General features: G+C 65.7%; 9 protein-coding genes. 5 read left to right on the top strand and 4 right to left on the bottom strand.

The features are described from left to right. Positions 1-11: 11 nt before the first annotated feature. The 4 genes from OUZ49_RS07485 (at position 12) to OUZ49_RS07470 (ending at position 6847) form a co-directional block, all read left to right on the top strand. Positions 12-2009 carry an OPT family oligopeptide transporter gene (locus OUZ49_RS07485; RefSeq protein WP_266149693.1) on the top strand — a complete coding sequence of 666 codons (1998 nt, stop codon included), beginning with the start codon at positions 12-14 and terminating at the stop codon, positions 2007-2009. Between the two features lie 186 nt (positions 2010-2195). Then, the gene (gene mprF / locus OUZ49_RS07480; RefSeq protein ID WP_266149691.1) at positions 2196-4760 is read left to right on the top strand and encodes a bifunctional lysylphosphatidylglycerol flippase/synthetase MprF; all 2565 of its coding nucleotides are present in this window, start codon (positions 2196-2198) and stop codon (positions 4758-4760) included. Then, positions 4757-5545 (top strand): AcvB/VirJ family lysyl-phosphatidylglycerol hydrolase, encoded by a 789-nt coding sequence (locus tag OUZ49_RS07475; RefSeq protein WP_266149689.1) that lies wholly within the window; start codon positions 4757-4759, stop codon positions 5543-5545. Before mprF ends, OUZ49_RS07475 begins: the two co-directional genes overlap by 4 nt. Before the next feature lie 87 nt (positions 5546-5632). Then, positions 5633-6847, top strand: coding sequence for an acyltransferase family protein (locus OUZ49_RS07470; protein WP_323134918.1), 1215 nt, complete (start codon positions 5633-5635; stop codon positions 6845-6847). Between the two features lie 26 nt (positions 6848-6873). Here the strand turns inward: OUZ49_RS07470 and pyrF are convergent, their stop codons facing one another. Next, a complete protein-coding gene (gene pyrF, locus OUZ49_RS07465) occupies positions 6874-7701 on the bottom strand; it encodes an orotidine-5'-phosphate decarboxylase (protein WP_266149684.1) in 828 nt (275 codons plus the stop codon). A gap of 173 nt (positions 7702-7874) precedes the next feature. Continuing rightward, a complete protein-coding gene (gene ettA, locus OUZ49_RS07460; protein ID WP_266149682.1) occupies positions 7875-9536 on the bottom strand; it encodes an energy-dependent translational throttle protein EttA in 1662 nt (553 codons plus the stop codon). Between the two features lie 210 nt (positions 9537-9746). Here ettA and OUZ49_RS07455 point away from each other — a divergent pair, with 210 nt between their 5' ends. After that, on the top strand, positions 9747-10622 hold the full coding sequence (locus OUZ49_RS07455; RefSeq protein ID WP_266149680.1) for a DUF817 domain-containing protein: 876 nt from the start codon (positions 9747-9749) through the stop codon (positions 10620-10622). Positions 10623-10635: 13 nt separating this feature from the next. Here the strand turns inward: OUZ49_RS07455 and OUZ49_RS07450 are convergent, their stop codons facing one another. Together OUZ49_RS07450 and OUZ49_RS07445 are read right to left on the bottom strand one after the other, a co-directional pair. Then, on the bottom strand, positions 10636-11631 hold the full coding sequence (locus OUZ49_RS07450; RefSeq protein WP_266149678.1) for an aldo/keto reductase: 996 nt from the start codon (positions 11629-11631) through the stop codon (positions 10636-10638). A gap of 89 nt (positions 11632-11720) precedes the next feature. Next, complete coding sequence (locus OUZ49_RS07445; protein ID WP_266149676.1) at positions 11721-12320, bottom strand: TetR/AcrR family transcriptional regulator; 600 nt, start codon at positions 12318-12320, stop codon at positions 11721-11723. Between the last annotated feature and the right edge of the window lies 1 nt (position 12321).

Genomic DNA, 12321 nt, shown 5'->3' with positions numbered 1-12321 from the left:
GGCAGGCATTCGTGAGCGGCAACCATCCCAGCGCCCAGTCGCGCAAAGAGCTGACCATTCGCGGTCTCATCCTCGGCGTCGTGATCACCGTGGTGTTCACCGCGGCCAATGTGTTCTTCGGCCTCAAGGCCGGCCTCACGTTTGCCACCTCGATTCCGGCGGCGGTGATCTCGATGGCGCTGTTGCGCGCCTTCAAGGACTCGACCATCCAGGAAAACAACATCGTGCAGACGATCGCCTCGGCGGCCGGCACCTTGTCTTCGATCATCTTCGTGCTGCCAGGCATGATCATGATCGGCTGGTGGACCGGATTCCCGTTCTGGACCTCGTTCGCCGTGTGCGCGCTGGGCGGCATCCTGGGCGTGATGTACTCGATCCCGCTGCGCCGCGCGCTGGTGACCAATTCCGACCTGCCGTATCCGGAGGGCCTCGCCTGCGCCGAAGTGCTCAAGGTGGGCAGCGGCGGCGAGGATGGCGACGGCAGTGTCGAGGAAGGCAAGGCCGGCCTGATGGCCGTGCTGTGGGGCTCGATCGTGTCGGCGGTGTTCGCCGTAGTGGTGGCTACCCAGGTGTTTGCCAGCGACGTGGTGCAGTACTTCCGCGTGGGCAGCAAGGGTTCGGTCAGCGGCTTCGACTTCAATCTTTCCTTCGCGCTGTTCGCCATTGGTCACCTGGTGGGCTTGTCGGTCGGTATCGCGATGCTGATCGGCGCGGTGATCGGCTGGGGCTGGGGCGTGCCGCATTACTCCTTGCTGGCGCAGGCCACCGGCGCGGTGGCCGACGTGGCCAATGCCACCTGGAGCCACAAGGTGCGCTTCGTGGGCGCGGGCGCGATCGGCGTGTCGGCGATCTGGACCCTGGCCAAGCTGGTCAAGCCGGTGATCAGCGGCCTGACCTCGGCCATGGCCGCCTCGCGCGTGCGCAAGGCCGGCAAGGCCGATTCGCTGCCGCGTACCGAGCGCGATATTCCGATCGGCATCGTCGGCCTGATCACACTGGCGTGCTTCATTCCGATTGCCTGGCTGCTCGGCTACTTCGGCTCGATCAGCGGCCTGGGCGACCACCTGATGGTGCTTGCCGTCGGCGGCGTGGCCTTCGTGGTGCTGATGGGCTTCTTCGTGTCCACCGTGTGCGGCTACATGGCCGGCCTGATCGGCTCGTCGAACAGCCCGCTGTCGGGCGTCGGCATCCTGGTGGTGATCGCCGCGGCCTTGCTGCTGGTGGCCTTCGTCAAGCCCTACGTGGGGCCGGAAGCAGGCAAGGCGCTGGTGGCGTTCGCGCTGTTCATCACCTCGGTGGTGTTCACGGTGGCGGCGATTGCCAACAACAACCTGCAGGACCTGAAGACCGGCCAGCTGGTGGACGCCACGCCGTGGCGCCAGCAGGTGGCCCTGGTGATCGGCGTGGTCGCTGGCGCGGCGGTGATTCCGCCGGTGCTGGACCTGCTCAACAAGGCCTACGGTTTCGTCGGCGTGGCTGGAGCAGGCGCACATGCGCTGCCGGCCCCGCAGGCGGGCCTGATCTCGGCGCTGGCGCAGGGCGTGATCACCAACAATATCGACTGGAGCCTGATCATCACCGGCATCTGGATCGGTGTGGCCATCATCATCATCGATGAGGTCCTGCGCCGTACCACCAAGCGGCTCAGCATGCCGCCCCTGGCGGTGGGCCTGGGCATCTACCTGCCCACGGTCAGCACGTTGATGGTGGTAGTGGGTTCCATTGTCGGCTGGTATTTCGACCGTCGCGCGGATCGCTCGGCCAACCCCGAATCGACCAAGCAGCTCGGCGTGTTGCTGGCCTCGGGCCTGATCGTGGGCGAGAGCGTGATCGGCGTGGTGATCGCGTTCATCGTCGGCCTGTCTGGCAAGGGCGCGCCGCTGGCCCTGGTCGGCGACAGCTTCGCCGGCGCGGCGCAGTGGATCGGCGGCATCGCCTTCGCGGCGATCGTCTTCGTGCTGTACCGCTGGGTGGCCCGCATGGGCAAGGGGCTGAACGGCAAGGCCTGAGTTTGTGGTCGCGGCCTGCCTGAAGCGACCGCGACCAATTGTCATTCCCGCATGCCACGATCGAACAGGAACGGGCCTTGACCGGCTATCCTAGACGGTCGCAGCGCAGTCCTGCGTGCAGGTCGATGTGGAGGCGGTAAACGCGTGGTGGAGCAGACTGGGGCGGAGGCCCCGATTTCCGGAGACGTGCTGGCTCGTCCTGGCCTGATGGCCAGGTTGCGCCGGTTGGCCGGTCCCCTGCTTTCGGTGGCGATGCTGTGCCTGGCGCTGTGGGCGCTGCGGCGTCTGGCCAGCGAGGTGAGCTACCGCGAGGTCGCCCGCTACGTCCACGGTCTTGAGAACTATCGCGTTGCACTGGCCGTACTGCTGACCGCCGGCAGTTATGGCGTGATGACCTTGTACGACTGGTTCGGGTTGGCCTATGTCGGCAAGCGCCTGCCGCGCGCCCAGGTCAGCTTGATCTCCTTTATCAGCTACGCCTTCAGCAATGCGCTGGGCATGGCCTTGCTGATTTCCGGCTCGATCCGCTACCGCTTCTATATTCAGGCCGGCCTGACCACCGCCGAGGTGGCCAAGGTCGTGTTGTATTGCACGCTCAGTTTCTGGCTGGGCCTGTGCGCCCTGACCGGCGTGACGCTGTTGCTGGTGCCGGTGCCGGCATCGTTGCCCCTGGCCAGTTGGCGCTTGCCGGTGGCCGCCGTGCTCACCGCGATTCCCCTGCTATGGCTGGTGGGCAATCGCCTGCTGGGACGTCCGCTGCGTATCTGGCGCTGGCGCGTGAGCCTGCCATCGGCGCGCGTCGCCGCGCGCCAGATCCTGGTGGGCGCGGTGGACTGGGGCCTGGCCGCCTACGTGCTCTACCTGCTGATGCCGAACCAGGTGGATACCGGCTTCGGGCATTTCCTGGCGATCTTCGTGCTGGCGCAGATCGCCGGCCTGATCAGCCATGTGCCGGGCGGGCTGGGCGTGTTCGAAGCGGTGATGCTGGCCGGCTTCGGCGCGGCCGGCAACCAGGGACTGGAGGCGCCGATCCTCGGCGCGCTGGCCGCCTACCGCCTGATCTACTACTTCCTGCCCCTGCTCGCGGCGACCCTGGTGGTGCTGGTGCGCGAAGCGCGCGGTCTGCGCAGCAAGGCACTGCTGGCGCCGTGGTTCACCGCGCTGCTGCCGCCGTTCTTCGCCGGCCTCACCATGGTCTCGGGCGCCGTGCTGCTGTTCTCCGGCGCCACCTCGGCATTGCCGGCGCGCATGGCGATCTTGCGTGATGTGTTGCCGCTGGCGGTGCTGGAAGTCTCCCACTTCCTCAGCAGCGTGGTCGGCATGATGCTGCTGATCCTGGCGCGCGGCCTGCAGCGCCGGCTGGATGCGGCCTATGTGCTGACCCTCGTGCTGCTGGTGCTGGGCGCGGTGCTGTCGCTGCTCAAGGGCATCGACTACGAAGAAGCCATCCTGCTGTCCTTGCTGGCGCTGGCGCTGGCGCCGGCGCATCAGCTGTTCTACCGGCGCACTTCGCTGTTCAGCGCCAGCTTCTCGATGGGCTGGATCATCGCCATCCTCGCCGTGCTGGTCTGTGCCGGCTGGCTGGTCGCCTTCAGCTACAAGCACGTGGAATACAGCAACAACCTGTGGTGGGAGTTCAGCTTCTATCACGGCGGTGCACCGCGCGCCTTGCGCGCCCTGGTGGGTGCGGCGGCCGCGGGCCTGCTGTTTGCCCTGGCCAACCTGATCCGTCCGGCGCGACCGGATTTGCGCCTGCCGAACGAGGGGGAACTGGAGCGGGCGTTGCCGCTGATCAAGCAGTATTCGTCCGCGCAGGCGCATCTGGCCCTGATGGGCGACAAGACGCTGCTGTTCGATCCCGAGGGCAAGGCCTTCATCATGTACGACGTGGAAGGCCGCAGCTGGGTCGCCATGGGCGATCCGGTGGGTGAGTCGGATGAAGCGCGGCGCGAGCTGGTATGGACCTTCCGCGACCAGTGCGAACGCGCGGGTGGCTGGCCGTTGTTCTACCAGGTGCGCCCCGAGGACCTGGACCTCTACCTCGAAGTCGGCATGAACCTGCTGAAGATCGGCGAGGAAGCCCGGGTCTTGCTCAGCAGCTTCAGTCTCGACGGCAAGTCGAAGAAGGTCTTGCGCAACACCATCAACAAGCTCACCCGCGAAGGCATGCGGCTGGAAATCGTGCCGGCGGAAGCGGTGGTGGCGCTGCTGCCACGCCTGAAGAAAATCTCCGATGCCTGGATGCGCGACAAGGGCGTGCGCGAGAAAGGGTTCTCGTTGGGCACGTTCGATCCGCAGTACCTGCAGCGCACGCCGATGGCCCTGGTGTGGCAGGGCGATGAACTGGTGGCGTTCTCCAACCTGTTCCTCACCGACAGCAAGGAGGAGGCGTCGCTGGACCTGATGCGTCACCTGCCTGAAGGCACCTCCGGCATCATGGATTTCATGTTCGTCGAACTGATGACGTGGGCCAGGCAGGAGGGCTACCGCTGGTTCAATCTCGGCATGGCGCCGCTGTCCGGCCTGCAGAACCGGCGCAGCGCGCCGCTGTGGAGCCGGCTGGGCGCGATGCTGTTTGGACGTGGCGAGCGCTTCTACAACTTCCGCGGCCTGCACAAGTACAAGGACAAATTCGACCCGGTGTGGGAACCTCGCTACCTCGCCGTGCCTAATGGCATTGCGTTGCCGCTGGTGTTCGCCAACGTGGCGAGCCTTATTTCGGGTGGACTTTCGGGCATGGTGCGCCGTTGAAACGACTGTGGAAGTATCTCGCGCTGGTGCTGGTCCTGGCCGCAGCCGTCGGGCTGTGGGCCTGGCAACCGTGGCATCACGCCAGCATGGACGAATCGATCGTGAAGGTGCCGGTCGCGCCTGGCGTCACGCCGCCGGCGGGACGCGAGGATGTGGTCGCGATCTTTTATTCCGGTGACGGCGGCTGGCGCGACCTGGACCAGTCGCTGGGCAAGATCATGGCGGCGCACGGCATCCCGGTGGTGGGCATCAGCCTGCTGCAGTACTACTGGCGCGAGCGCTCCGCCGCCGATTCCGCAGCCGATCTGGATGCCTTGATCACGCGCATGACGGCTCAGGGCGACAAGCGTCGCATCTGGCTGATCGGCTTCTCGTTCGGCGCCGACGTGCTGCCGTCCATCGTGGGCAATCTCAGCGCCGAAGGGCGTGCACGCATTGCCCAGATCGTGATGCTGTCGCCCAGCAAGGACGTGAACTTCGAGATTGAAATGGAAGGCTATATGAAGGAGGGCTGGTGGAAGACCCACACCCAGGACTTCTTCCAGTGGATCAATCCGGTCCATCATTCGGATGCGATGCCGCCGCTGCTGGCCTTGGACGGCCATCCTCCGGTGGTGTGCTATTACGGCATCAAGGACAAGGCCGACACCATTTGCGCCGACCCCAAGCTGCCCGCGTGGATCAAGGTCTACGAAAAGACTGGCGACCACCACTTTGACTACAACTACGAAGGGCTGGCGCGGCAGATGATCGACGACCTGCCGGCCGCCGCCGCAGCGCACTGAGGATCGCAAAGCCCGGGTTGGGGCGCGGCTTGCGCCGGTCTGGCGATACCAGGCGTGCATGAATTGCCGCTGCACAACCCGGCCGAAATGCGCCATGTTCTACTTCTTGACGGGGTGGCCGGGTTGATGGACGTGACGACAAACCGTGCAGTGGTGGGGACCCGAAATTCCGGCATTGATCTGTTGCGCGGCCTTGCTATCCTGCTGGTGGTGCTGCATCACATCGGATTGCGTATTCCGCTCAAGAAGAGCCTGCTCGCCGATGTGCTGCCGACACGCTTGCTGAGTGCGTTGAACTACAACGGCTACGAGGCCGTTTTCGTGTTCTTCGTGATTTCGGGGTTTCTGATCGCCAGCCATGCGCTTCGTCGCGATGGCGCGCTCGCGCAGATCGATCTGCGCGCGTTCTACGCCCGGCGCTTTTCGCGCATTGCGCCGTGCCTCGTGTTGCTGGTGGTCGTTCTCAGCGTCCTGCACCTGCTGGGCGTGGACGACTACGTGATCAAGCGCGAAGGGCAGTCGCTGCCGCGCGCTATCGTGGCTGCGCTGGGCTTCCACCTGAACTGGTACGAAGGCGTGACGGGTTACCTGCCCGGCAACTGGGATGTGTTGTGGTCGTTGTCGATCGAGGAAGTGTTCTACATCGGTTTCCCCCTCGTATGCCTGCTGACCAGGCGTGCCTGGCTGCTCGTGCCGATGTTGGCGGTGCTGGCGCTATCGCTGCCGTTCACGCGTGCCGTGCTCGAAGGCAACGAGATCTGGCAGGAGAAGGCCTACTTGCCGGGCATGGCGGCGATTGCGACGGGCGTGCTCGGTGCGCTGTTGACGACACGCTGGCCCGCAGCGTCAGCAGGCGTGTCGAGAGCCGTGCTGTGGGTAGGCGCCGTTGGACTGCTCGCGGTCTTGCTGGCCGAGCGCTGGCTGTGGCCGCTCTTGCATGATGGTTCCATGCTGGTACTGACGACGTCGTCGCTGTGCCTGGTGGTGGCCTGCCAGTGGCGCCAGGATTTGCCGGCGCTGCAGGGTCTCGGTTGGCTGCGTCGATGGGGCCAGCTCAGCTACGAGATCTATCTCACCCACATGTTCGTGGTGTTCGCGGTGGTGCGTGCTTACAAGGCGATGGGTAGCGATCAGGCGCTTGGCTTCCTGTGGTACCTGCCTGCGCTGCCGCTGTGCTGGCTGCTGGGCGCGATGGTGGAGCGTTTTATCTCCACCCCGACGGAGCGCCGTTTGCGCACGCGGCTGCTTTCACGTTCGGTGGTTCGGCAGCCAGCGGTACAGCCTGCGACTGCAATGGACTGAGCCAGGCGTAACCGGGCCCGCTTGGTTCAACGATAGCGGTTGATGCTGTCGCGCAGTTCCAGCGTGGCGGCACGTGCAGCCTGGGCGAAGTCTGCGCCGTTGCCGGCGTAAAGAATCGCACGGGACGAGCTGATCAGCAGGCCTGCACCATCGGCGCTGCGACCATTGCGCACCACCGCTTCCACGTCGCCGCCTTGCGCGCCAATGCCGGGAACCAGCAGGGGCATGTCGCCGACCAGGGCGCGTACTTCGCCCAACTGCTCGGGCCAGGTTGCGCCGGTAACCAGCGCGCAGTTGCGATGGCCGTTCCAATCCTTGGCAATGATCTTGGCGACGTGCTGGTAAAGCGGCAGGGAGTTGCCGTCCTCGTCGGTGACGCGCAGATCCTGCAGGTCGGCCGCGCCTGGATTGGAGGTGTGGCAGAGCAGGATCACGCCCTTGTCGGCGCGATTGAGGAAGGGCTGGATGGAATCGCGCCCGAGATACGGGTTGAGCGTGACCGCATCGGCGCCATAGCGCTCGAACGCTTCGGTCGCGTAATGCTGCGCCGTGCTGCCGATATCGCCGCGCTTGGCGTCGAGAATCACCGGCACGCCAGGGTGCTTGGCGTGGATGTGCGCGATCAAGCGCTCCAGCGCATCCTCCGCGCGCAAGGCGGCAAAGTGCGCGATCTGCGGCTTGTATGAGCACACCAGGTCCGCCGTGGCGTCGACGATGGCGCGGCAGAACTCGAACACGGCGTCGTTGCTGTCTTGCAGATGCGCCGGAAATTTCGCGGGTTCGGGATCGAGGCCGACGCAGACCAATGAGTTGTTGCGGGTCCATGCCTGGTGCAGGGATTGCATGAAGTGCATCGGGGTCTCCTCGCTGCCGCTCTCTGCTCCCTCTCCCCTCCGGGGAGAGGGTTGGGGTGAGGGGTGGTCTTGCGGTATCGCTTAAGAATAGTGATGTTCTTTTGAGGATCGGAGCCAGCCGTGGCCCCTCGCCCCAGCCCTCTCCCCAAAGGGGAGAGGGAGTAAGAGCGGGCTTACGCCAGCTTCTTGTACTTCACGCGATGCGGCCTGGCCGCTTCGTCGCCGAGGCGGCGCTTCTTGTCCGCTTCGTATTCGTTGTAGTTGCCGGGGAAGAACTCGACGTGCGAGTCGCCTTCGAACGCGATGATGTGCGTGGCGATACGGTCGAGGAACCAGCGGTCATGCGAGATCACCATCGCGCAACCCGGGAATTCCAGCATCGCATCTTCCAGTGCACGCAGCGTCTCGACGTCCAGATCGTTCGACGGTTCGTCGAGCAGCAACACGTTGCCGCCCTGCATCAGGGTCTTGGCCAGGTGCAGGCGACCGCGCTCACCACCGGACAGGCTGCCCACCATCTTCTGCTGGTCGGTGCCCTTGAAGTTGAAGCGGCCGATATAGGCACGCGACTGCAGCTCGTAGCGGCCGATGGTGATGATATCGGCGCCGTCGGAGACTTCCTGCCACACGTTCTTGTTCGGATCGAGGCTGTCGCGCGACTGGTCGACGTAGGCCAGCTGCACGGTATGGCCGAGCTTCACCTCGCCCTGGTCCGGCGTTTCCTGGCCGGTGATCAGCTTGAACAGGGTGGACTTGCCGGCGCCGTTCGGGCCGATCACGCCGACGATGGCGCCGGGCGGAATCTTCATCGACAAGTCGTCGATCAGCAGGCGATCGCCGAACGATTTCGACACGTTCTTGAACTCGATCACTTCCTGGCCCAGGCGCTCGCCCGGCGGGATATAGAGTTCGTTGGTTTCGTTGCGCTTCTGGTACTCGACCGAGTTCAGTTCCTCGAAGCGGTTGATACGCGCCTTGCCCTTGGACTGACGGCCCTTGGCGGCCGAACGTACCCACTCCAGCTCGCGTGCGAGGGCCTTCTGGCGACCCTTTTCGGCGGCTTCTTCGCGGGCCAGGCGCTCGCTCTTCTGTTCCAGCCAGTCGGTGTAGTTGCCCTTCCACGGAATGCCGCGGCCGCGGTCGAGTTCGAGGATCCACTCGGCCGCGTGCTCGAGGAAGTAGCGATCATGCGTCACCGCCACCACCGTGCCGGGGTAGTCCTGCAGGAACTGCTCCAGCCAGTCGACGGACTCGGCGTCCAGATGGTTGGTCGGCTCGTCGAGCAGCAGCATGTCCGGCTTGGACAGCAGCAGGCGGCACAGCGCCACGCGACGCTTTTCACCACCGGACAGCGGGCCGATCTTGGCGTCCCACGGCGGCAGGCGCAGCGCGTCGGCGGCCACTTCGAGCTGGCGCTCCAGCGCATGGGCGTCGTTCACCGCCAGGATGTTTTCCAGCTCCTGCTGTTCCTTGGCCAGCTTGTCGAAGTCGGCGCCTTCCTCGGCGTAGGCGGCGTAGACCTCGTCGAGGCGCTTCTGCGCATCGAGGATCACCGACACGCCTTCCTCGACCGCTTCGCGCACGGTCTTCTCCGGATCGAGCTGCGGCTCCTGCGCCAGATAGCCGACCTTGATACCCGGCTGCGGGCGGGCTTCGCCCTGGAAGTCCTTGTCCACGCCGGCCATGATCTTCAGCACCGTCGACTTGCCCGCGCCGTTCAGGCCCAGCAGGCCGATCTTGGCGCCGGGGAAGAAGCTGAGCGAGATGTCCTTGATGATCTGGCGCTTCGGGGGGACGATCTTGCTCACCCCGTTCATGGTGTAGATGTATTGCATGGAGCCTCCGGCGGCGTGCACGACGCCGGCTGAGGAGGGCAGGCGGTGCATTCAGAGTGGGTGTAAACCACTCATTATAGCGGCTTGTGGGGCGATCCCGGTGACAGCAGCGCCCCTGCTGCGTGAGTTCCCTGCCTCTCGGCGGCCATGTTCTGGCGGCGAATGGCCAGTGTCCCCGTCCATGCTGGTCTTTTCCACGGATGAGACGCCATGACAGGACCAGGCATGCCGGCGGCGGGCAACGCGTTACGGGTGTTTGCCGTGCTGGACGGGCAAACGGCGGCCTGGGCGCAGACGCGTGGTCGCTGGGCCACGGCCTTGCATGAGCTGGTCTGTTTTGGCCTGAAGCAGGCCTCGGCCTGCCTGTTCGGGGGCTGCATGCTGGCCTTGTTGCTGGCGACGTGGGCCTGGTACCCGGCCGGGGCTGCCCTGGCGCGTTACGACTTCCTCACCCTGGCCGCGCTGTCGATCCAGCTCGTGCTGATCGCCACCGGGCTGGAGGGGCGCGACGAGGCCGTGGTGATCCTGTGCTTTCACCTGGTGGGCACCGCGATGGAAGTCTTCAAGACGACGATGGGCTCGTGGGTGTATCCCGAGCCGTCGTTGTTGCACATCGGAGGCGTGCCGCTGTTCACCGGTTTCATGTATGCCTCGGTGGGCAGCTATATCGCGCGGGCCTGGCGCCTGTTCGATTTTCGCTTCGTGCGGCATCCATCGTTCGCGGCGACGGCGTGCTTGGCCATCGCGATCTATATCAACTTCTTCACCCATCACTTCCTGCCGGACGCGCGCTGGCTGCTGTTTGGCGCGGTGGCGTGGCTGTTCGGTCCGAGCTGGATCCACTTCCGCATACGCCATGCGCATCGGCGCATGCCCTTGCTGCTCGGCTTCGTGCTGGTGGCGCTGTTCATCTGGCTGGCGGAGAACCTGGGCACGTTTGCCGCTGCCTGGCGTTATCCCGCCCAGCGGCATGGCTGGAACATGGTGCCGCTAGGCAAGCTGGGCGCGTGGCTGCTGCTGATGATCATCAGCTATGTGCTGGTCTCGGCGGTGGCGCGGCGGCGGCCGGGAACGGGTCTGCGCTAGCGGCGGACGGCGTTCAACGTTCGCTGTCCAGCGAGGCCATGCCCTGCTGGTTGTAGCGCTCGCCGGCGGCGGCGTCGGGCGGGATGGCCTGTTCGATGGCGGCGAGGTCGTCGGCGCCGAGCGTCACGTCCAGTGCACCGAGCGCTTCGTGCAGGCGCGTGCGGCTGCGTGCCCCGATCAGCGGAACGATATCGTCACCGCGCGCCAGCACCCAGGCGATGGCCAGCTGGGCCACGCTGACGCCGCGTGCCTCGGCCAGCTCGCGCAGCAGTTCGACCAGGCCGAGGTTGTGGGCGAGATTGTCGCCCTGGAAGCGCGGACTGTGCTGGCGGAAATCGCGTGCATCGGTGGCCTGGTCCCTGGACCAGTGGCCGCTGATCAGGCCGCGCGAAAGCACGCCATAGGCGGTGATGCCGATGCCCAGCTCGCGACACGCCGGCAGGACTGCCGTCTCGATACCGCGCGAGATCAGCGAGTATTCGATCTGCAGGTCGGCCACCGGCATCACGGCGTGCGCGCGCCGGATGGTATTGGCGCCCACCTCGGACAGGCCCAGCTGGCGCACGTAGCCGGCCTTGACCAGGTCGGCGATGGCGCCCACGGTCTCTTCGATCGGTACCTTGGGGTCCAGGCGCGCAGGGCGATAGATGTCGATGTAGTCGGTGCGCAGGCGCTGCAGCGTGTAGGCGAGCGCGGTCTTCACCGCGGCCGGTCGCGCGTCGTAACCCAGCCAGTCGCCGGCCGGGCCGCGCTGGGCGCCAAACTTCACGCTGAGTCGATAGCTGTCGCGCGGACGCCCGACCAGGGCATCGCCGATCAGCATTTCGTTGTGGCCCATGCCATAGAAGTCGCCGGTATCGACCAGGTCGATGCCGGCGTCGAGCGCGGCGTGAATGGTGGCGATGCTCTCACTGCGATCGGCCGCGCCATACATGCCGGACATGCCCATGCAGCCAAGGCCGAGGGCGGAGACCTGGGGGCCGTGCTTGCCGAGCGTGCGTTGCTGCATGGTGGAGGCTCCATAGGCGGTAGCGCCCTATGGTGCGCCCGTGCGATGGGCTTGCCATGTGCTGCTGCGTTTTTCCCGCTTTCGGGGGGCTATCGCTGCGGCTGTGCTGTCTCGAACAGCGCACTCACCGTGCGCGTATGCAGCGAGGCGGCGTCATAGCCTTCGGGTAGCAGGCCAGCGATTTCCAGCATCACCGCGCCGTGCAGTGACGCCCAGATCTGGTGGCCGAGGATGGCCGGGTCGGCGACGACCTTGCCTTCGGCAATCATTACTTCCACATGCGCGGCGATGTTGCGCCACATGCGCTGGTGCGCTTCGCGATAGTCCGGGTCATCGCGGTTCGCTTCGGGGTACTCGAACATCAGCCGGTAGGCGGCCGTGTTGGCGCGGGCAAACGCGATATAGGCATCGCGCACCGCGCGGCTGCGGCTGCGGCCGTCGCCTGGCGAGTGCAGGGCACGCTCCATGGCCTCGCACAGGCGGTGCATGCCGCGCGTGCGTACGGCGGTGATGATCGCTTCCTTGTTCGCGAAGTAGCGGTAGGGCGTCATGGTGCCTACGCCCAGCTCCGCCGCGAGGCGCCGCAGGGTGACGGCGCCCGGGCCTTCGTCCACGTAGAGCCGGGCCGCCGCGTCGCATAGCCGCTCGCGGAAGGCGTCGGTTTCCTGTTCGCTCAGGGCGCGGGGCATG

The organism is Dyella halodurans (assembly GCF_026283925.1).
GTDB lineage: Bacteria > Pseudomonadota > Gammaproteobacteria > Xanthomonadales > Rhodanobacteraceae > Dyella > Dyella halodurans.
This window is presented reverse-complemented; position numbering and strand designations above follow the sequence as displayed.

Bases quoted from the DNA above. Each gene is read 5' to 3' on its own strand.
- OUZ49_RS07455 (WP_266149680.1), top strand. From the start codon at position 9,747: ATGACAGGACCAGGCATGCCGGCGGCGGGCAACGCGTTACGGGTGTTT.
- OUZ49_RS07445 (WP_266149676.1), bottom strand. From the start codon at position 12,320: ATGCCCCGCGCCCTGAGCGAACAGGAAACCGACGCCTTCCGCGAGCGG.
- ettA (WP_266149682.1), bottom strand. From the start codon at position 9,536: ATGCAATACATCTACACCATGAACGGGGTGAGCAAGATCGTCCCCCCG.
- pyrF (WP_266149684.1), bottom strand. From the start codon at position 7,701: ATGCACTTCATGCAATCCCTGCACCAGGCATGGACCCGCAACAACTCA.
- OUZ49_RS07450 (WP_266149678.1), bottom strand. From the start codon at position 11,631: ATGCAGCAACGCACGCTCGGCAAGCACGGCCCCCAGGTCTCCGCCCTC.
- OUZ49_RS07470 (WP_323134918.1), top strand. From the start codon at position 5,633: ATGCGCCATGTTCTACTTCTTGACGGGGTGGCCGGGTTGATGGACGTG.